Source organism: Micromonospora sp. NPDC049282 (genome assembly GCF_043197045.1).
Classification (GTDB): domain Bacteria; phylum Actinomycetota; class Actinomycetes; order Mycobacteriales; family Micromonosporaceae; genus Micromonospora.
Genome location: NZ_JBICSL010000006.1, coordinates 283,003 through 300,404 on the forward strand (window position 1 = coordinate 283,003; position 17,402 = coordinate 300,404).

The 17,402-nt window shown below is 73.6% G+C and carries 24 protein-coding genes; 12 read left to right on the forward strand and 12 right to left on the reverse strand.

All coding sequences use genetic code 11. The features are described 5' to 3' along the window. Positions 1 to 55 precede the first annotated feature (55 nt). Together ACGFI2_RS14000 and cwsA are read left to right on the forward strand one after the other, a co-directional pair. A complete protein-coding gene (locus ACGFI2_RS14000) occupies positions 56 to 586 on the forward strand; it encodes a SigE family RNA polymerase sigma factor (RefSeq protein ID WP_393515730.1) in 531 nt (176 codons plus the stop codon). Further along, complete coding sequence (cwsA, locus tag ACGFI2_RS14005; protein WP_393515733.1) at positions 579 to 1,784, forward strand: cell wall synthesis protein CwsA; 1,206 nt, start codon at positions 579 to 581, stop codon at positions 1,782 to 1,784. The genes ACGFI2_RS14000 and cwsA overlap by 8 nt, the downstream gene beginning before the upstream one ends. Before the next feature lie 15 nt (positions 1,785 to 1,799). Here cwsA and ACGFI2_RS14010 read toward each other — a convergent pair whose 3' ends face one another. Both ACGFI2_RS14010 and ACGFI2_RS14015 read right to left on the reverse strand, forming a co-directional pair. Then, positions 1,800 to 2,246 (reverse strand): hypothetical protein, encoded by a 447-nt coding sequence (locus tag ACGFI2_RS14010; protein WP_393515736.1) that lies wholly within the window; start codon positions 2,244 to 2,246, stop codon positions 1,800 to 1,802. Between the two features lie 3 nt (positions 2,247 to 2,249). Further along, on the reverse strand, positions 2,250 to 3,017 hold the full coding sequence (locus ACGFI2_RS14015) for an SGNH/GDSL hydrolase family protein (RefSeq protein ID WP_393515739.1): 768 nt from the start codon (positions 3,015 to 3,017) through the stop codon (positions 2,250 to 2,252). A gap of 256 nt (positions 3,018 to 3,273) precedes the next feature. On the opposite strand from ACGFI2_RS14015, the gene ACGFI2_RS14020 reads away from it, so the two are divergent. Next, positions 3,274 to 4,716 (forward strand): hypothetical protein, encoded by a 1,443-nt coding sequence (locus ACGFI2_RS14020; RefSeq protein WP_393515742.1) that lies wholly within the window; start codon positions 3,274 to 3,276, stop codon positions 4,714 to 4,716. A gap of 20 nt (positions 4,717 to 4,736) precedes the next feature. Beyond that, a complete protein-coding gene (locus tag ACGFI2_RS14025) occupies positions 4,737 to 6,128 on the forward strand; it encodes a PQQ-binding-like beta-propeller repeat protein (protein WP_393515745.1) in 1,392 nt (463 codons plus the stop codon). Between the two features lie 221 nt (positions 6,129 to 6,349). Here ACGFI2_RS14025 and ACGFI2_RS14030 read toward each other — a convergent pair whose 3' ends face one another. The 5 genes from ACGFI2_RS14030 to ACGFI2_RS14050 all read right to left on the reverse strand — a co-directional run bounded on the left by ACGFI2_RS14030 (position 6,350) and on the right by ACGFI2_RS14050 (position 9,629). Beyond that, entirely contained in the window at positions 6,350 to 7,537 is a 1,188-nt protein-coding gene (locus tag ACGFI2_RS14030; protein ID WP_393515748.1) for a TolB family protein, read from the reverse strand. Next, on the reverse strand, positions 7,534 to 8,064 hold the full coding sequence (locus ACGFI2_RS14035) for a SigE family RNA polymerase sigma factor (protein ID WP_393515751.1): 531 nt from the start codon (positions 8,062 to 8,064) through the stop codon (positions 7,534 to 7,536). The genes ACGFI2_RS14030 and ACGFI2_RS14035 overlap by 4 nt, the downstream gene beginning before the upstream one ends. A 101-nt stretch (positions 8,065 to 8,165) precedes the next feature. Continuing rightward, entirely contained in the window at positions 8,166 to 8,681 is a 516-nt protein-coding gene (locus ACGFI2_RS14040) for a putative immunity protein (RefSeq protein WP_393515754.1), read from the reverse strand. 13 nt (positions 8,682 to 8,694) lie between these two features. Further along, positions 8,695 to 9,255 carry a putative immunity protein gene (locus ACGFI2_RS14045; RefSeq protein ID WP_393515757.1) on the reverse strand — a complete coding sequence of 187 codons (561 nt, stop codon included), beginning with the start codon at positions 9,253 to 9,255 and terminating at the stop codon, positions 8,695 to 8,697. A 47-nt stretch (positions 9,256 to 9,302) separates the two neighbouring features. Next, positions 9,303 to 9,629 (reverse strand): hypothetical protein, encoded by a 327-nt coding sequence (locus ACGFI2_RS14050; RefSeq protein WP_393515760.1) that lies wholly within the window; start codon positions 9,627 to 9,629, stop codon positions 9,303 to 9,305. 95 nt (positions 9,630 to 9,724) lie between these two features. Between ACGFI2_RS14050 and ACGFI2_RS14055 the strand changes: the two genes are divergently transcribed. Together ACGFI2_RS14055 and ACGFI2_RS14060 are read left to right on the forward strand one after the other, a co-directional pair. Continuing rightward, entirely contained in the window at positions 9,725 to 10,528 is an 804-nt protein-coding gene (locus tag ACGFI2_RS14055; RefSeq protein WP_393515762.1) for a helix-turn-helix transcriptional regulator, read from the forward strand. Beyond that, on the forward strand, positions 10,519 to 10,713 hold the full coding sequence (locus ACGFI2_RS14060; RefSeq protein ID WP_393515765.1) for a DUF397 domain-containing protein: 195 nt from the start codon (positions 10,519 to 10,521) through the stop codon (positions 10,711 to 10,713). Before ACGFI2_RS14055 ends, ACGFI2_RS14060 begins: the two co-directional genes overlap by 10 nt. On the opposite strand, the gene ACGFI2_RS14065 is transcribed toward ACGFI2_RS14060, so the two are convergent. Continuing rightward, positions 10,688 to 10,861, reverse strand: a complete 174-nt coding sequence (locus ACGFI2_RS14065) for a hypothetical protein (protein WP_393515768.1) — start codon at positions 10,859 to 10,861, stop codon at positions 10,688 to 10,690. The genes ACGFI2_RS14060 and ACGFI2_RS14065 overlap by 26 nt on opposite strands. Positions 10,862 to 10,950: 89 nt before the next feature. Between ACGFI2_RS14065 and ACGFI2_RS14070 the strand changes: the two genes are divergently transcribed. Beyond that, a complete protein-coding gene (locus ACGFI2_RS14070) occupies positions 10,951 to 11,226 on the forward strand; it encodes a hypothetical protein (protein WP_393515771.1) in 276 nt (91 codons plus the stop codon). Next, positions 11,223 to 11,624, forward strand: a complete 402-nt coding sequence (locus tag ACGFI2_RS14075) for a type II toxin-antitoxin system VapC family toxin (RefSeq protein WP_393515774.1) — start codon at positions 11,223 to 11,225, stop codon at positions 11,622 to 11,624. Before ACGFI2_RS14070 ends, ACGFI2_RS14075 begins: the two co-directional genes overlap by 4 nt. Here ACGFI2_RS14075 and ACGFI2_RS14080 read toward each other — a convergent pair. Next, on the reverse strand, positions 11,615 to 11,989 hold the full coding sequence (locus ACGFI2_RS14080; protein WP_393515777.1) for a VOC family protein: 375 nt from the start codon (positions 11,987 to 11,989) through the stop codon (positions 11,615 to 11,617). The genes ACGFI2_RS14075 and ACGFI2_RS14080 overlap by 10 nt on opposite strands. Before the next feature lie 69 nt (positions 11,990 to 12,058). Here ACGFI2_RS14080 and ACGFI2_RS14085 point away from each other — a divergent pair, with 69 nt between their 5' ends. The 4 genes from ACGFI2_RS14085 to ACGFI2_RS14100 all read left to right on the forward strand — a co-directional run bounded on the left by ACGFI2_RS14085 (position 12,059) and on the right by ACGFI2_RS14100 (position 15,476). Then, entirely contained in the window at positions 12,059 to 13,828 is a 1,770-nt protein-coding gene (locus ACGFI2_RS14085) for a proline--tRNA ligase (RefSeq protein ID WP_393515780.1), read from the forward strand. Positions 13,829 to 13,883: 55 nt separating this feature from the next. Further along, complete coding sequence (locus ACGFI2_RS14090; RefSeq protein WP_393515783.1) at positions 13,884 to 14,303, forward strand: CBS domain-containing protein; 420 nt, start codon at positions 13,884 to 13,886, stop codon at positions 14,301 to 14,303. A gap of 94 nt (positions 14,304 to 14,397) precedes the next feature. Continuing rightward, positions 14,398 to 14,823, forward strand: coding sequence for a SufE family protein (locus ACGFI2_RS14095; protein ID WP_393515785.1), 426 nt, complete (start codon positions 14,398 to 14,400; stop codon positions 14,821 to 14,823). A 20-nt stretch (positions 14,824 to 14,843) separates the two neighbouring features. Beyond that, the gene (locus ACGFI2_RS14100) at positions 14,844 to 15,476 is read left to right on the forward strand and encodes a DsbA family protein (RefSeq protein ID WP_393515788.1); all 633 of its coding nucleotides are present in this window, start codon (positions 14,844 to 14,846) and stop codon (positions 15,474 to 15,476) included. A gap of 36 nt (positions 15,477 to 15,512) precedes the next feature. Here ACGFI2_RS14100 and ACGFI2_RS14105 read toward each other — a convergent pair whose 3' ends face one another. From ACGFI2_RS14105 to ACGFI2_RS14115, 3 genes are all read right to left on the reverse strand, one after another. Then, positions 15,513 to 16,061 (reverse strand): YbaK/EbsC family protein, encoded by a 549-nt coding sequence (locus tag ACGFI2_RS14105; protein ID WP_393515850.1) that lies wholly within the window; start codon positions 16,059 to 16,061, stop codon positions 15,513 to 15,515. A 96-nt stretch (positions 16,062 to 16,157) separates the two neighbouring features. Continuing rightward, positions 16,158 to 16,307 (reverse strand): hypothetical protein, encoded by a 150-nt coding sequence (locus tag ACGFI2_RS14110; RefSeq protein ID WP_393515856.1) that lies wholly within the window; start codon positions 16,305 to 16,307, stop codon positions 16,158 to 16,160. A 42-nt stretch (positions 16,308 to 16,349) separates the two neighbouring features. Further along, positions 16,350 to 17,123: an SDR family oxidoreductase gene (locus tag ACGFI2_RS14115; RefSeq protein WP_393515791.1), complete on the reverse strand. Its 774-nt coding sequence runs from the start codon at positions 17,121 to 17,123 to the stop codon at positions 16,350 to 16,352. Positions 17,124 to 17,402: the final 279 nt, after the last annotated feature.

The following is a 17,402-nucleotide window of genomic DNA, read 5'->3' on the forward strand; positions in this document are numbered from 1 at the left end:
GATCCGGCCGGTCGCACGTGACAGTTGCGAACGCCGCCGACCGCAGAGGACCGCGATGACTCCACGGCAACAGGCCCGGCCGCACCGGGACGGGACCGCACCGGTGGACTTCACCGAGTTCTACCGGGCGCACTTCCACCGCATCGCGGTGCAGCTCTACGCGTACCTGGGCGACCACGGCGAGGCGCAGGACCTGACCCAGGAGGCGTTCTGCCGAGCGCTGGAACGCTGGTCCCGCATCGCCGCGTACGACGACCCGTCCGCGTTCGTCCGCCGGGTGGCCTGGAACCTGGCCACCAGCCGGCTGCGCCGGATGCGTACCGCCGTGCGGCACCTGGCTCGGCAGCGGGAGGAACACACGCCCGGCCCGGAGCCGGACCGGGTGGTGTTGCTGGAGGCGCTGGCCACCCTGCCCGCCGACCAGCGCCGCGCGATCGTGCTGCACCACCTGGCCCACCTGAGCGTCGCCGAGATCGCCGCGCAGGTCGGCGCGCCGGAGGGCACCGTGCGCTCCCGGCTGTCCCGGGGGCGGGCCGCGCTCGCCGGCCACCTCACCGAGACCGGATCGGAGCTGCGCCGTGCCTGACGTGGATGACCTGTTCGTCGAATTCGAGACGGCCGCGGCGACCACCTTCCGGCCGCCGGGCGTGGCCGACGCGCAACGCCGGATCCGGGGCCGCCGCCGGCGGCGCGGCCTGCTGGCCGGCCTGCTGGCGGTGGCGCTGGCCGGGCCGGCCTCGGCGTTCGCGGTCGCCCACCGCGCCGACCGGCCGGAGCCGCAGCCGACGCCGTCGGTCTCGCCGAGTCCGACCGGCAGGCTCACCGTCCGGACGGTCACCCTGCCCGGGGTGCCCGGTGAGTTGGCCGACCTGCGCTTCGTCTCCGCCCGCGCCGGCTGGGCACTCTTCGACACCTGCGCCGACGCCGACGAGTCCGCGAGCGGTTGCCGGCGTACCGTCGCCCGGACCGTGGACGGCGGCGTGACCTGGCAGCGGTCCGGCCTGCCCTCGGTGCCGGACGGCCAGGTGCAGCTCCTGCCCGTGGACGCGGACACGCTGACCGTGACGACCCGCGCGGGCTACCTCGTCACGACCGACGCCGGGAACAGCTTCGCCAGCCACCCGTACGAGGCGCTCCCGACGGCGGTCCGGCGCGTCTTCGCCACCCCGAGCGGGCTCTACCTCGGCTGCCCCCCGGACGGAGTCCGGTCGAACTGCGACCGGCAACGCGTGCTGCGGGTGACTGGCGGCCTGCACTTCCACCAGCCGCCGGTCACACTCCGGTCGGACACCGAGAACGCCCTTGTCGAGGGCGCCGACGGCCGGCTCTGGTTGACCGTCGGGGACGGTGCACGGCTGACCGTGGTGACCAGCGCCGATCAGGGCACCACCTGGCGGAAGGTGCCGGCGGTCCCGGGTGCCCGGCAGCTCGCGCTCGCACCTGACGGGCGGGACGTCTGGCTGGTCCGGACGGAACAGCCGAGCGGGGTGTGGCGGCTGGCCGGCGACCGCTGGCAGGCCGGGCCGAGCCTGCCCTCCGACACCGAAGGGGTCGCCGCGCCCGGGGCCGGCCTGCTGGTGGTCACCAGCGCGTACGGCGGGTTGGGCTTCGTCACCGACGGTCGCTACGTCGAGGTGCCCGAGCTGCGCGGGCCGTTGCGGACCTCGGACAACGGCACGTCGGTGGGGGTCCTGCCGGACGGCACGGTCGTGGTCCAACACGGCCGGTCGTGGTTCCTCGGCATCGGTCGGGGGGTGGACCGGAGCTGGCTCCAGCTCTCCTGATCGCCTCGGCGGCGGTCAGGAGCGACGGTGCACCAGCCGGCCGGCGACCACGGTGGCCCGGCAGGAGCCGTCCGGGTCGAACACCGCGAGGTCGGCCCGGCCGCCGACCACCAGTGCCGCCGGCCGGGCGGCGGGCAGGACCGCCACCTCGTTGCGCGCGGCGGCGGCGCGCAGCGCCGGGTCGGTGACGTGTGCGTCGAGCACCGCGGCGGCGCCGAGCCGGAACAGCGCGTGCACCCGCTCGCGCGGAGTCGGCGCCGGGGGCAGCGGGCCGTCGTGCACCGGCGCCGGCCCGAGCGTGCCGGCCCACCGTCGCACCCGCACCCCCGGGTACGCGGCGGTCAGCTCGTCGAGTGGCGCGACCGCCTCCACGCGGTCGCCGCCGACCAGGACCGCCAGCCCGGCGTGGGGCTCGTCGTCGAGCGTGAACCGCAGCAGGTCGGCGGTGTGGACGGTGCGCACCGGTCAGCCGTCGACCGGACCGAGGACCGGCCGCTTGGCGGTGACGAAGTCGCCGGAGGAGCGGCCGGTCAGCCGGCGCTTGACCCACGGGGCCAGGTGCCGGCCGGCCCAGCGCAGGTCGGCGGCGCGGGCGGAGAGCCACGGGGTGGGCGCCGGGTGCGGCGGCACCATCAGCCACTCCTCGTCGCAGCCCACGCCGAGCGCGGAGAGCACCTGCGCGGCGACCCGCCGGTGCCCGGCCGCCGACAGATGCAGCCGGTCGGTGCTCCAGAGCATCGGGTTGAGGTAGGCCTCGTCGGAGTAGAGGTCGACCAGGATCGCCCCGTGCCGCTCGGCGACCTCGCCGACCACCCGGTTGAGCAGCGTCACCCGGGGGGCCACCAGCCGCTGCCCGGGCAGCCGGGCCATCACGTCGGCGAACCGGAACAGCACCACGTCGCTGCCGCCGGCCCGCAGCCGCTCGACCACCTTGTCGAATCGCGGGACGAAGACGCCCGGGTCGAAGGCGCGGCGCAGCACGTCGTTGCCGCCGGCCGCGAACGTGATCAGGTCGGGCTTCATGGCCAGCGCGGACGGCACCTGCTCGGCCACGACGTTCGGGAACAGCCGGCCCCGGATGGCGAGGTTGGCGTAGCCGAAGTGGGGACCCGCCTCGGCGGCGAGCCGGGTGGCGACCAGATCGGCCCAGCCCCGGTAGCTGCCGTCCGGATACGCGTCGTCCATGCCCTCGGTGAAGCTGTCGCCCACCGCCACGAAGCTGCGCCAGCGCACGGCGTCTCCCCTCCGACGTCCCCCGCGGAAATGCGTCGCTCAGTCTTCCACCGTCCGGGCCGGTCCCGCCCGCCCCCCGGGGCCGGACGTGGCGGACGTCTCGACGTCCGGTTCCCGACAGCCGTCCGAGCGGACAAACCCCCCGGCACGTGCGGGCGGGGCAGAATCCACCGGCCGGACCGGGGATGATGTCAGCCGTCATCCGGTCGGGCGCGCGGCCCGGCCGGTCCCGCGTACCGCACGAGCGAGGATCCACATGACGCAGGGGCACCCACCCGGCCCGCCTCCCGCACCCGGGCAACCGTGGCCGGCGTACCCGCCGCCACCGCCACCGCCACCGCGGTCGAGCCGGAAGCTCTGGATCGGGCTCGCGGCCGGCGCGCTCGCGCTGGCGGTCTGCGCCGGCACGCTGGTCGGCGTCGGGCTCGGCCTGCGCGACGACGAGGAGGGCCCGGCGCGGAAGGCAGCGGCCGCGGCCAACGGCGTCACCGTCACCGACGCCGAGCTGACCGCCCTGCTCGACCGGCACGGCAAGGCGCTGGCCGCCAAGGACCTCGACGGCTGGCTGGCCACGTTCGACCCGGCCCGGAAGGACCTGGTCGCCTCGCAGACGCAGCTCTTCCGCAACCTCGCCAAGCTGCCGCTGTCGGTGGCCCGGTACGAGACCGTGGAGAAGCAGGGCCGGGCCAGCGACGCCTTCGGCCAGGGCGTCACGTTCCAGCTCGACGTCTCCTTCGTGCACCAGTTCGACGGCTTCGACCTGGCCCCGGTCACCGAGTGGTACCGCTGGACGGTCGTCCGCCCGAGCCGGGACGCGCCGATCCGGGTCACCGCGGTCACCGGCGCGCCGGCCGCCGCCAACGGCAGCTCGAAGACGGTCTACTACCCCGGCCCGTGGGACAGGTGGCGGGAGATCCACGTCGAGCGCACGCCGCACACCCTGCTCATCGCCGACTCCACCCGGGCCGCGCTGGCGAAGCGGTACGCCCCGACCGCCGAGGCCGCGGCCGTCCACGACCTGGCCGTGTGGCGGGCCGGCGGGCTGCCCGGCCCGGTGCCGAACGGTTTCGTCGTGGCGCTCGCCAAGGGCAAGGACGAGGTGGGCTCGCTCTACCGGATCGGCACCGCGGAGGCCACCGAGGCGGGTTTCTCGCTGGGCATGGTGGCGGCCGAGCGCCGGGACGGGAAGTTCACCATCGGCGGCACCCGCGTGGTGGTGGACACCGACGAGCGATACTTCACCCGCCCCGGCGGCGGCAACGACGCCGGCATGGTGTTCCGGCACGAGGTGGCGCACTCGCTGATGACGCCACGGACGAGCCTGACCGAGGTGGACGCGTTCGACAGGCTCGACGAGTGGGTGGTCGAGGGCTTCGCCGAATACGTGGCCTTCCACGGCCGGCCGCTCGGCGACAGCGGACGCACCGCGGCGGCCCGGCGGTTGCTCCGCGGGTGGAACGGGAAGCTGCCGGACAACGGCGACTGGGGCAACCCGGATCTGATCAGCTTCCACTACTGGCTCGGGCACACGGCGATGAACCACCTCGCCGAGAAGTACGGCGAGCCGAAGCTGTTCCGTTTCGTCGACGCCGTCTACGCGGGCACCCCGACCGACCGGGCCGCCCGGGACGTGCTGGGCGTGTCGCTCGACGAGTTCCAGGGCGGCTGGGCCGACGACGTCCGTACGCGGGCGCGCTGAGCGGGATCGGAGACGAACGGATGACGTACCAGCACCAGCAGCAGCCGCCCGCGTACCCGCCGCCGGGCTGGCCCGGACCGGCGGGCGTGCCGCCGACGGCGCCGAGGAGGCGCGGGCGCCTCGCGCTGCTCGCCGCCGGTGGCCTGGTGGCCGTGCTGGCGATCGCCGCCGGCACCGCCTACGGCGTGTCGCGACTGGTCGGCGGCGACGAGGACGGGCGGGCACTGCGCGCCGCCTGGGTGCTCGACTTCCCCGAGCGGCAGCGCAACGGCCTGAAGACGTTCGACGGGCAGGACATGTTCGGCGCCTGGCTGGTCGGCGACGCGGTGGTCCGGGCCCAGCCCGACGGCATCATCGCCTACCGGCTCGACGACGGTGGGCAGGCGTGGGGGGTGCCCGCGCCCCAGGGCAGTTCGCTCTGCGGCGCCGCCCGGGCGCTGACCGAGGGGCGCGGCGTGGTGGCGCTCGGGTCCGCCGACTCCTGCGGCACGCTTGTCGGCTTCGACGCCGCCACCGGGGCCCGGTCCTGGCAGGTGGCGTTTCCCGCCGAGCGGCGGGAGGGCCGCGACACGCTCGCCGCGCCGGACCTGTCGGTGGCCGGCGGTCAGGTGGTCGTCCGCGCCGACCAGCGCGTCCTCGGCTACTCGCTGGCCGACGGCAGGCGGCTGTGGCAGAGCGACGCCGACCGGCTGCTGCCGGGGCGGGACTGCCGGCTCTCCGACACCCAGGCCGAGGGCGAGCTGGCCGTGGTCACCGCGCGCTGCGACGGCGACCGGGGCACGCTGCTCGGCCTGGACCCGGCCACCGGCAGGGTGCGCTGGCAGCAGCGGCTGCCGACCGCGAGCGCCGGCGTGCTCAGCGTCGAACCGCTGGTCAGCCTGCCCGGTCTGAACGACTCGACGTTCGCCGCCCGGGACGCCGCCGGCAGGCCGCGGGCCACGTTCGGCAACCCCGTCGACGGTACGCGGTTCAGCGACCTGCCGGTCAACCGTTCCAACTCGGTCGAGGGCCCCGCCGTGCGGCCCTACCTGGCCGACGCCGACACGCTCTACCTGCCCACCGAGGCGGCGAACGTGCCGGGGAAGATGCGCCAGGCCAACCAGGTGGTGGCGATCGACCTGGCCACCGGGAAGCGGCGCTGGGTCTCGGCCGGGCACACCGACAGCGAGGTGGAGCTGATCCGCCTCGACGAGACGGGTGTGCTCGCCTGGGAGGTCGGCGACCATCGGGACCTCGCTCCCCGGCTGGTCCGGATCGACCGGGCGACCGGGACGGTGTCGACGCTGGCCGAGGGCCCGAGGTCGGCCGGCACCGAGGGCAGCGACGCGACGGTGCTGGAACGGGACGGAACCGTGGTACTGGTGCCGTGGAAGCACGTCGGCGCGGACGCCGCGATCACCGTGCTGCGCTGAACGATCGGGGGGGGGGGCCCCCCCCCGGGGGCCCCCCCCCCCGGGCCCCGCCCCCCCCCCCCCGCGCGGCGGGGGGGGGCGGCCGCCGCCCCCCCCCCCCCCCCCACCCGGGAGTTGGGGGCGGCGCGCCCCCGCGGCCGCCCCCCCCCCGCCCCCGGGGGGGGGCGGGCGGGGGGGGGGGCCCCCCCCCCCCGCCCCCCCCCCCCCCCCGCGGTCGACCGTCAGCCGACGACCTGAAGGATCTGCTGGCCCTTCAACGTCGCCGGCTCCCGACTCTCGCTGATCTTGCGGCCGTCGGCGCCGATCAGCACCAGCACGTTGTGGTCACCGGCGCCCACCCGGGCCACCAGCGTGCCGTCGTCCCGGAACGCGGCCTGGAGCAGCGGCCGGCCGCCGAGCGGCAACTGGACCTGCCGGCCGGTGCGGGTGTCGATCACGGCGTTCGCGTCGAGTTCCCGCGCCACGTCACCCGCCGGCTCGTCCGGCTTCCGCAGCAGAAGCGCCAGCCGGGACCCGTCCGGCGAGATGCTCGCGACGTCGAAGGACGAGCGGGCGCCCGGCACGCCCAAGCCGGGAATCAGCTTCTCCGCGGTGCCGTCCGGTCGGTTCACCGCCACCCGGCCCTCCCCGTCCGCGTAGGCGAGGACCTTGCCGTCGGCCGACCACACCGGGTGGCAGCCCTGGATCTCGCTGATGGGGGTGTACTTGCCCGTGGTCAGTTCGACGACGCCCTTCTCCCATGTGAGAGCCGGCGCCGTCGGCAGGAGGACCGAGATCGCGAGCCGGCGGGCGTCCGGGGACCACACCGGCGTCCAGCAGTCCTGTTCCACCTGACGGTGGCCGCCCGGCGTGAGTTTCCGCGGGTTGCCGCCGTCGACGTCGGCCACCCAGAGGTTCTCGTCCGGGTCGACCCAGGCGACGCGGCTGCCGTCCGGCGAGACGACCGCGTTGAGGATCGCGGCGAGACGGGGAAGCTTCGCCAGCCGGGTCGGCTGCGAGCCGGGCTGGAAGGACCAGAGATGACCGGCGGTCGAGGTGTCGTCGCCGGTCGGCGACGGGCCGTAGAAGAGCCGCCCGAACGTGGCCCCGGCCGGGCCGCCACCGGTGGTGGTGCTCGGGCCGGCGCTCGGCGTGCGGGACGGCGTCACGGTCGGCGTCGGAGTGACCTGGGGCGGCGGCGGGGTGCTGGTCACCGACGGGACGGCCGGCGCGGGCGCCTGGCCGTCCGGCCGGATCGCGAGCGCGGTCCCGGTCGCGGCGGCCAGCACCAGCAGCGCGGCGGCGGAGGTGACGACGGCCCGCTGGATGCCGAGCCGGCGGGAGGTACGCAGGGCCCGGTCCCGCAGGTCGACCGGGGTGACCTCGTCGGCCAGGTCGGCCAGGTCGAGGCGCAGGCGGTCCTGGTTCATCGGGCGGATCCTTCCGTGGCGTACAGGTCGGCGAGTTCCGGGGCGACGGTGCGCAGCTTGGTCAGGGCCTTCGAGGTCTGGCTCTTGACCGTGCCGACGGTTACGCCGAGCATCTCCGCCGCCTCGACCTCGGTGCGGTCCTCGAAGAACCGCAGCACCAGCACGGCCCGCTGCTTGGTGGAGAGCCGGGCCAGCGCGGCCCGGAGGGTGAGCCGCAGCGTGATCTGCTGGGCGTGGTCGGGCCCCGAGTCGCCTCCGCGTGACTCGGGCAGGTCGCCCGGCATCGACTCGGCCACCCGACGACGTCGCCACCAGGAGACCTGTAGGTGGTACATGATCTTGCGGGTGTACGCCTCCGCGTTGCCGCTGTCGTGCAGCCGGCCCCAGGAACGGTGGGTCCGGGCCAGGGCGGACTGGACGAGGTCCTCGGCCAGGTGCTGGTCACCGGTGAGCAGATAGGCCGAGCGCAGGAGCGCCGGTGTGCGGGTGCGCACGAACGAGTCGAACTCACTCAGGAGAGGGTCCACACGAGCCGATCCTTCGGGTCAGTGGTGCGTCAGTTGATGCCCTCCAGACGTCACCTCGTCGCTCGATGGTTGCCGTCGCCGAGCGTCGGCTTTTCCTCGGCTCAACAGTCGAACACCGACCAGCAGATGTCGTTGCGCAACCGCTGGTCGTCGAGGACCAGGTCGCGGATCGCCGGCGGGAGCTGTTCGCGCTGCCACCGGCACTCCGCACGGCCCGCCGCGTCGCCCTGCCCGTCCGGCGCCGCCGCCCGTACCGCCTTGATCGCGTACGCGGCCGCGCCGAGTTCGTGCGCGGCGACGTGGGCGACGGCCCCGGCCTGGCCGGCGGCGTACGCGGCATGGCGCGCCGCCCCACGCAGGTCCCGGGCCGCGCCCATGGCGTGACCGCCGGCCGCGCGGGACACCATCATCGTGACCTCGCCCCGCACCCAGGCCCGGATGTGCGCGATCGCCTCGCGCGGACGCGGGTCGCCGGGCCGGACCGCCTCGAACAGGCCGAGGACGTGCTCCGCGCAGTCGGCGGCCCAGAGCGCGAGCAGGCGGTGGTGGTCGTCGGTGAGCGTCCCGCCGCGACGGATCGTCACGAAGCGGGGATCCCGAACCTTCGGCAGGATCACGAGTCACCCCTCCTCACCTGCGGCGGGGAGTCCGCCGCAGGGCATCGTCGAGCGTGCTCATCAGCCGCGCGACCCGGCTGCCGCCACCGGTCACCGGCGGGTAGCGGCGGAGCACGTCGACGAGCACCGGATTGGCACGCCGCCGCGAACGCTCCAGCAGGGCGTCACCGACCGCCGGGTCATCGCCCGCCGTCAACTCGCCGATCCGCGCCGCGCTCGCGGCGGCCCGCAGGATGTGACCGACCTGGCTGGCCTGGGCGAGCGGATGCAGGTACGCCGCGGCGGCTGCGTCACCGGCGGATCGTGCGGCCAGGCGCGCGGCCTCCGAGGGCGCGGACCGGGCCGCCCGGTGCGCGTCGACCGACGCGACCCGCTGCAGTTTCGTCCGGTCGGCGCCGTCGGCGAACGTCCGCGCCGCCTCGATCGCCGCCCGGGGACGCGGATCGTCGGGTACGGCCTGCTCGAAGACCGGCAGCACGCTCTCGGCGTCCTCGACCACGTAACGCGCCACCACGCGCAGCTCGTCCATGGTCAGGTCGAAGTCCCCGGACACGACCTGTCTACGCGCTGCCATGGCGGTGGATCCTATCGACGCGGACCGCCGCCGCCGCTGGGCGACGGTCAGCCCGGCCCGGTGACACCGCGTCGGTACGGGCCCCAGCCGACGAACCGGTCGAACAGGTCACGGGGCGTCGGCCCGTCCTGCGGGTTGAGGCGGAACAGGTCGTGGGTGGCCTCGTGGTAGAGCCCGGAGAGATAGACGGCCAGGTCGACCGGGTGGTCGCCGTACTCGGCCTTGAGCAGCAGGCGGGCCTGGGCGCAGGGCCACGGTGCGCCGCAGGCGCGGCAGAGCCACAGTGGCCGGATCGGCAGGTGCGCCGGGTGGTCCGGCGGGTAGGGGCGCGGCCGGTCCGGGTACGGCCCGAGTCGGGGCACGGGAAGATTCATGCGTGACATTCTGCTGATATCGCCACTACGCTCGGAAGTCGCCGGGGTCGGTCCGGGAAGGGGCCGAGAAGCCAGCTTGCGACCGAGGAGACCGGGTGGAGAACGAGCCGACCGCCGAGCTGATCCGCGCGCAACTGCGGCGGTTGCGACTCAAGGCCGAGCTGAGCCAGGAGGAGTTCGGGAAGCTGGTGCACTTTTCCAACTCGCAGGTGTCGGCGGTGGAGCTGGGCCAGCGCCCGTTGGACCGGTTCTTCCTGAAGCGGGCCGACGAGGTGCTGGGCACCGGCGGGCTGTTGACGTCGCTGCTCAAGCTCGCCGAGCGGGACGGCCAACCGAGCTGGTTCCGCCCCTGGCTGGAGGCCGAACGCCAGGCCCAGCAGTTGCGCACCTACCAACCGACCCTGGTGCCCGGGCTGCTCCAGACCGAGAACTACGCACGGGCGATGATCCGCACGGATGACCTCATCAGCGACGACGACGTCGAGCGGCGACTCGGGGTGCGGTTGGACCGACAGTCGATCCTTTCCAGCCCGGACCATCCGAAGTACATCGCGGTCATCGAGGAATCCGTCCTACGCCGGGCCGACGAGGCATTCCACGGGCTGATGACCGAACAGATCACGCATCTCATCGAGTGCAGCGAGCACCCTCACATCGACATTCACATCGTGCCGACCATGGTCACCATGCATGTCGGACTGGTCGGTCCCTTCGCCCTGGCCCGCGGCACCGACGGCGGGTGGGTCGGTCATCTGGAGAACCAGCTCGGCGGCGTGGTGGTCGACAATGACGAGGGCGTCGCTATCCTGCTGTCCAGATGGGAGAGCGTCCGCAGTGAGGCCCTTCCGCGCCAGCAGTCGGCCGATCTGATGAAGGAAGTGATGTCGTCATGGAGCTGATCGACGCGATCTGGCGGAAGTCCACCCGCAGCGGGACCCAGGGCGACTGCGTCGAGGTGGCGGACAACCTGGTCGGCCTGGTCGGGGTGCGCGACAGCAAGGACCCCGCCGGGCCGGTCCTCACCTTCGCCCCCGACGCCTGGCGCGCCTTCGTGCGGGTCAGTGGGAGTCGCGCACCGCGCTGATCAGCACCGTGTGCTTGCGTACCCGGAAGGCGCCTTCCGCGTCGATGCGGGCCTGGACCACGTCGCGGGCGGCCGACTCCTGCGCGGCGGTGAGTGGCCCGACCATGCTGGCGACGTTGGCGAGAACCGGCTCGACGGATCTGCCCACCTGACGCCACAGCTCACCGGTGCCGGGCAGACCTCGGCAGACTACTGCCAGGGCCCTCGACTCACCGCGTGTGCATGCATAATGAATGCATGGTTGCTCTACAGATCCGAGACGTGCCGGAAGACGTTCGGAACGCGCTCGCCACCGAGGCCAGGGCACGTGGTCAGTCGCTCCAGGCATACCTGCTGGAACTGGTCGAGACCCAGGCCCGACGGCTGCGCAACAGCGCGATCCTGGACGGCTTCGGCGGACGGTCCGACGGCACCCGGTCGCTGCCCGGGGAGAGCGCCGCCGACCTGGCCGACGAGCGTAGCCAGCGCGGGAGCGAGCGGAGCCGGCGCGAAGGCCGGGGCGACGCCGCATGATCGTGGTGGACGCGTCCGCCCTTGCCGACGCCCTCGTGGACGACGGTCCGATGGGTGACGCCGCACGGTCCGAGCTGATCGCCGACCCGCACTGGGCATCACCCGGTCACCTGCTGATCGAGGTCATGTCGGTCATCAGGGGGAAGGCCCTGGGGCGGAAGCTGGGAGCCGCACGCGCGCAGGAGGCGGTCGATGCCCTGCAATGGCTGGTCATCGACGAGATCCCGACCGCCACGCTGATCGAGCGGATGTGGCAGCTCCGAGCAAACGTCTCCACCTACGACGCGGCGTACGTCGCCGCGGCGGAGATGACGGCCTGCCCCCTGGTGACCGGTGACGCCCGACTGGCCAATATGGGCGGTCTCCGTTGCGAGGTCCGGCTGATCGGTCAGAGATAGAGGCAGAACGGATGGCCGACCGGGTCGAGGTGCACCCGCACGTCGTCCTGGGGCTGGTAGTCCGCCACCGTGGCCCCGAGCGACACCGCGTACGCCGAGGCCACGTCGAGGTCGTTGACCTTGATGTCGAGGTGGAGCATCATCGGCGGATCGTCCGGCCCGGCCGGCCACACCGGACGCACGTACGCCGGCTCGTCCTGGAACGCCAGCGTGGCGCCGCTGTCCGGCGGGGCCAGCACGACCCAGTCCGGCTCGTCCTCGCGTCGCGGCCAGCCGAGCAGCCGCTCGTAGAAGACGGCGAGTTCCTGCGCGGACGGCGCGTCGAGCACGGTGGACGTCAACGAGAATCGGGGACGCTGTTCCATTCGACCTTCATACCCCGTGAAGGCCGAAAGGGATCGCCCGCTCGCCGATGATCGCCGTACGCTGCGCCCATGTTGCTACGCGTGTCCACCCTGCTGCTCCGGACCCTGCGCGAGGACCCGGCCGACGCGGAGGTGCCGAGCCACCGGCTGCTGCTCCGCGCCGGCTACGTACGCCGCGCCGCGCCGGGCGGCTACACCTGGCTGCCGCTGGGCAAGCTGGTGCTCGACCGGATCACCGCGATCGTCCGGGACGAGATGGCGGCGATCGGCGACCAGGAGGTGCACTTCCCGGCGCTGCTCCCGGCCGAGCCCTACCGGACCAGCGGGCGGTGGACCGAGTACGGCGACGACATCTTCACCCTCGCCGACCGCAAGGGCGCCGAGCACCTGCTCGCGCCGACCCACGAGGAGATGGCCGCGCTACTGGTGAAGGACCTGTTCACCTCGTACCGGGACTTCCCGGTGACGTTGTTCCAGATCCAGACGAAGTTCCGGGACGAGGCCCGTCCCCGGGCCGGCGTGCTGCGCGGGCGCGAGTTCCTGATGAAGGACGCCTACTCCTTCGACCTGGACGCCGCCGGGCTCCAGGCCGCCTACGACCGGCACCGCGAGGCGTACCAGCGGATCTTCACCCGACTCGGGCTGGACTTCGCCGTGGTGCACGCGATGTCCGGCGCGATGGGCGGCTCGGCGTCCGAGGAGTTCCTGGCCGCCACGCCGGCCGGCGAGGACACCTACGCCGGCTGCACCCGCTGCGACTACGCGGCCAACACCGAGGCGGTGGTGACCCGGGCGCCCGCGGCCGGCGACCCGGACGCGCACCCGTCCATCGAGGTGCACGACACCCCGGAGACGCCGACCATCGCCTCCCTGGTCGACCTGGCGAACGCCCGCGCGCTCGCCGGCCGCACCGGCTGGACCGCCGCCGACACGTTGAAGAACGTGGTGCTGACCGTTCGCCGGCCCGACGCCGAACGGGCCGAGCTGCTGGTCGTCGGCCTGCCCGGTGACCGCGAGGTGGACCTGAAGCGGGTCGAGGCCACGCTGCACCCGGCCACCGTGACCGTCTTCGACGACTGGGCCGCGCACCCGGAACTGGTCCGCGGCTACCTCGGGCCGCAGATCCTGGCCAAGCACGGCGTCCGCTACCTGGTCGACCCCAGGGTCGTCACCGGCACCACCTGGCTGACCGGGGCCAACGAGCCGGGGCGGCACGCCACCGACGTGGTGTGCGGGCGCGACTTCGTCCCCGACGGCACCATCGAGGCGGCCGAGGTGCGCCCCGGCGACCCCTGCCCGGCCTGCGGCGACGGTGAACTCACCATGCGGCGGGGCATCGAGGTGGGGCACATCTTCCAGCTCGGCCGGCGGTTCACCGACGCGTTCGCGGTCGACGTGCTCGGCCCCGAGGGCAAGCCGGTCCGGCCGACCATGGGCTGCTACGGCATCGGGGTGTCCCGGGCGGTGGCCGCCGTGGCCGAGCAGCACCACGACGACCGGGGGCTGGTCTGGCCGGCCGAGGTCGCGCCGTGCGACGTACACCTGGTGTCGGCCGGGAAGGGGCCGCAGCTCGACGCGGCGCTTCAGCTCGGCGGGCGCCTCGCCGCCGCCGGCCTGCGCGTGCTGGTCGACGACCGCGCCCACGTCTCCGCCGGGGTGAAGTTCACCGATGTCGAGCTGATCGGCATCCCGCGCGCCGTCGTGGTCGGCCGCCGGCTGGCCGACGGGTACGTCGAGCTGCGCGACCGGGCCACCGGCGAGCGGACCGAACTGTCCGTGGAGGACGTCGTGGCGCGCCTGCTCGACGAGGTGGGCGCGACGCGCCGCGACGGGGTGTAGCGAGTGCGCCACCGGGTACCGCAGAAGGATCGACCGAGGCGTTTCGGAGGCTCTCATGTACCGCGTCAGTGACGTGATGACCAAGCAGGTGGTCTATCTCCCCGCGGAGACCCCGTTGGACGAGGCGGCCCGGGTGATGAAGGAGTCGGACATCGGCGACGTGGTGGTGACCGACGGCGCCACGCTCGCCGGCGTGCTGACCGACCGCGACATCGTGGTGCGGGCGGTGGCCGAGCGCGCCGACCCGGGCACCACCACGATCGGGGCCATCATCACCCGCGAGGTCGTCATGATCGAGCAGCACTGCACGGCGGGCGAGGCGGCCGCGTTGATGCGCGAGCGCAACATCCGGCGGGTGCTGGTCTGCGACAACGAGCGGAAGCTCGTCGGCATCGTCTCGCTGGGCGACCTGGCCATGCAGCTGGACCCCCAGTCGGCGCTGAGCGACATCAGCGAGGCCGCGCCGAGCTCGTGAAAGGAGGGGCCCCTTCTTGACGCCTCTGGTAGAGAAGGGGCCCCTTCTCACCACCAGCGATGGGTGGTGACGACACGGCGGATAGCCTCGACGCATGCCCGAGATGCCGACCAAGCTGGCCGAGATCGTCGACGAGTTCGCCGCCGCCCCGCGCGACGTCGTGCTGGAGATGCTGCTGGAGTTCGCCGACGTGATCCCACCCCTGCCGGAGGGAGTCGACCGGGAAGGGCTGGAGCAGGTCCCCGAGTGCCAGACCGCGTTCTTCCTGCGCGCCGAGGTGAACGCGGACAAGACGGTGAGCACGGTCTTCGACTGCCCGCCGGAGGCGCCGACCACCCGGGCGTTCGCCGGCATCCTCGCCGAAGGGCTGGCCGGCGCGAGCGCCGAGGAGGTGCTGGCCGTGCCGGACGACCTCTACCAGCGGATGGGCCTGGCCCAGGCGATCAGCCCGCTCCGGGTACGCGGCGGCACGGCCATCCTGGCCCGTCTCAAGCGTCAGGTCCGGGAACAGATCGCCTGACCTGCGGGTTGTCGATGGTCATGGAGATCGAGATCTACGCCGACGTCGCCTGCCCCTGGTGCTGGATCGGCAAGCGCCGCCTGGAGCAGGCCATCGAGTCGTACGACGGCAAGGTGACCGTCCGGTACCGACCTTTCCAGCTCGACCCGACCCCGGTGACCGAGCCGAGGCCGCTGCTCGACGCGCTGGGCGACAAGTTCGGCGGCCGGGACAAGGCCGATCAGATGGCCGCCCACGTCTCCGGGATCGCTGCGGGGGTGGGCCTCGACCTGCGGTTCGACCGGGCGGTGACGGCGAACACGTTCGACGCGCACCGGCTGGTGCGGTTCGCCGCCGAGCGGGGGCGCGGCGCCGAGATGGTGGAGCGGCTCTACCGGGCGCACTTCTCCGACGGTCTCGACGTCGGGTCGATCGACGCGCTGGTGGCGCTCGCCGCCGAGGTCGGGCTGGACGAGACCGAGGCGCGCGGCTCTCTGGAGTCCAACCTCGGCCGCCGCGAGGTGGCCGCCGAGCTGAGCGCCGCGCATCAGCTCGGCGTATCCAGCGTGCCGACCTTCGTGCTGGCCGGGAAGTACGCGGTCACCGGCGCCCAGGAGCCGGAGACGCTGCTCGCCGCGCTGCGCGAGGTGGCACAGCGGGAGGCGTCCGCGTGATGTTTCACGTGGAACAAGATCGATGCAGGTGAGGCCCTAGGCCGGCTTGGCCAGGTCCTCCACCACCCTCGCTCCGGGCAGCGCGCCGAGCGCCGGCCCGGGCAGGGCGATCTTGCTGTGCCGCACGCCTGATCCGATGATCACGTGCGGCGTGGCGATCACCCGCGCGTCGACCAGGATCGGCCACTCCTCGGGCAGTCCGATCGGGGTGATCCCGCCGTATTCCATGCCGGTCAGCTCCACCGCCTCGGCCATCGGCGCGAAGCTCGCCTTGCGGACGTCCAGCAGCTTGCGGATCACGCCGTTCACGTCGGCCCGGGTGGTGGCGAGCACGATGCAGGCGGCGTACCGGGTCTCGCCGCCACGCTTGCCGGCGACCACCACGCAGTTGGCCGACTCCGCCAGCCCCACCTCGTACGCCGCGCAGAAGGCGGCGGTGTCGGCCAGCTCGGCGTCGATCGGGGCGACCAGCACCTCGTCGACGTCGACCGGAGCCTCGTCCGGCCATCGCTCCACCGCCGCGGCGACCGGCGGTGCCAACAGGTCCAGCCGCACCCGGGCCGGCTCGGTCTTCAACGTTCCCATCACGGGCCGATCCTCGCACCCGCGCCGGCAATCCGCTCGCCTCCCGGTCAAGCGGGGCGCCTTCCGCTACCGAATACGTTAAGAGGGGGCCCCGCCTCACACCTCGGTGAGCTGGCGCCGTGACAGCGCCTCGGGGCGGTTCGCCTCGGCGTCCTGGATCCCGTGCCGGACGCCGACCCGGATCACGCCGTAGAGGAAGACGAAGCCGAAGACGTAGAGCACCACGGTGGTGACGAAGACCAGCATGAGGTCACGCTAGGTCGACCCGGAACCGACCGGATCTCATCTTCAAACGGTTCCCCCGTACGTGTCGGCGAGATGGTCCGCCCAGGTGCGGGCGCCGGTCGGCGTGGCGGTGGTGGTCAGGGCGCCGGCGCGCAGCTCCCGGCCGAGCCGGCCCGGGATCCGGACCGGCAGCAGCGGCCGGCGGGACCGTCGGGCTGCGAGCCACGCCCGGGTGGCCTCGTCGAAGCGGAGCACCTCGGGCCCGCCGAAGTCCTCCACCCGGTGCGACGGACCGGCGAGCAGCAGCACCGCGAGCCGGTCGGCGACCTCGCCGGGATCGACCGGCTGGGCGAGCACGGCCGGGTCCCCGATCACCGGACCCAACCGGCTCGCGCCGGTCAGCAACTCCGCCAGAAAACCGGGGAACTGGGTCGCCCGCAGCACGCTCCAGGGCACCGCCCCGGCGGCCACCACCTGCTCGGCCGCGAGTTTGTGCCGGTAGTAGCCGAGCGGCACCCGGTCGACACCCACGATCGAGACGTACACCAGGTGCCGCACCCCGGCGTGACCGGCGGCTACGGTCAGCCGGCGGGTGCCGAGCACGTCTGTCTCGTGGGTCCGCCGGTTCGGCGACGAGGCCAGGTGCAGCACCGCGTCCACCCCGGCGACCGCCTCGGCCAGTCCGGCCCCGGTGGCCAGGTCGGCGGCCATCCACTCGACGCCGTCGCCGGCGCCGGGCCGGCGGCTCACCGCCCGGAGGGTGAATCCCTCGTCCCGCAGCCGCGGCACCGCCACCCGCCCGAGCCGTCCGGTCGCACCGGTCACCAGCACCCGCATCGCCACATCCTCCCGCCCGTCGCCGCGCGACCGCCCCGTCGCCGCGCGACCGCCCGTCGAGCCGTTCCCCACGCCGGTCGAATCCGGCCCGCCGGGGAGACGGAACACCAGGAAGGATCGTGACCGGCTTGGCGGTCAGGAGAAGGGTCTACTTCTGGGCGCTATACCTCTCGGTCATAAATATGGGTCTTGTGACGTGTTTGTGGGTGGTTGGGCGCGTCGGTGATGGCGCACGCCGTTGTCCTGCCTAGGTTCTGGCTTGTCGAAGGTCAGAACGAG

Coding starts and splice junctions, on each gene's coding strand:
- ACGFI2_RS14000 (WP_393515730.1), top strand. CDS start 56: ATGACTCCACGGCAACAGGCCCGGCCGCACCGGGACGGGACCGCACCG.
- ACGFI2_RS14020 (WP_393515742.1), top strand. CDS start 3,274: ATGACGCAGGGGCACCCACCCGGCCCGCCTCCCGCACCCGGGCAACCG.
- ACGFI2_RS14025 (WP_393515745.1), top strand. CDS start 4,737: ATGACGTACCAGCACCAGCAGCAGCCGCCCGCGTACCCGCCGCCGGGC.
- ACGFI2_RS14030 (WP_393515748.1), bottom strand. CDS start 7,537: ATGAACCAGGACCGCCTGCGCCTCGACCTGGCCGACCTGGCCGACGAG.
- ACGFI2_RS14045 (WP_393515757.1), bottom strand. CDS start 9,255: ATGGCAGCGCGTAGACAGGTCGTGTCCGGGGACTTCGACCTGACCATG.
- ACGFI2_RS14050 (WP_393515760.1), bottom strand. CDS start 9,629: ATGAATCTTCCCGTGCCCCGACTCGGGCCGTACCCGGACCGGCCGCGC.
- ACGFI2_RS14060 (WP_393515765.1), top strand. CDS start 10,519: ATGGAGCTGATCGACGCGATCTGGCGGAAGTCCACCCGCAGCGGGACC.
- ACGFI2_RS14070 (WP_393515771.1), top strand. CDS start 10,951: ATGGTTGCTCTACAGATCCGAGACGTGCCGGAAGACGTTCGGAACGCG.
- ACGFI2_RS14075 (WP_393515774.1), top strand. CDS start 11,223: ATGATCGTGGTGGACGCGTCCGCCCTTGCCGACGCCCTCGTGGACGAC.
- ACGFI2_RS14080 (WP_393515777.1), bottom strand. CDS start 11,989: ATGGAACAGCGTCCCCGATTCTCGTTGACGTCCACCGTGCTCGACGCG.
- ACGFI2_RS14085 (WP_393515780.1), top strand. CDS start 12,059: ATGTTGCTACGCGTGTCCACCCTGCTGCTCCGGACCCTGCGCGAGGAC.
- ACGFI2_RS14090 (WP_393515783.1), top strand. CDS start 13,884: ATGTACCGCGTCAGTGACGTGATGACCAAGCAGGTGGTCTATCTCCCC.
- ACGFI2_RS14095 (WP_393515785.1), top strand. CDS start 14,398: ATGCCCGAGATGCCGACCAAGCTGGCCGAGATCGTCGACGAGTTCGCC.
- ACGFI2_RS14100 (WP_393515788.1), top strand. CDS start 14,844: ATGGAGATCGAGATCTACGCCGACGTCGCCTGCCCCTGGTGCTGGATC.
- ACGFI2_RS14105 (WP_393515850.1), bottom strand. CDS start 16,061: ATGGGAACGTTGAAGACCGAGCCGGCCCGGGTGCGGCTGGACCTGTTG.
- ACGFI2_RS14110 (WP_393515856.1), bottom strand. CDS start 16,307: ATGCTGGTCTTCGTCACCACCGTGGTGCTCTACGTCTTCGGCTTCGTC.
- ACGFI2_RS14115 (WP_393515791.1), bottom strand. CDS start 17,123: ATGCGGGTGCTGGTGACCGGTGCGACCGGACGGCTCGGGCGGGTGGCG.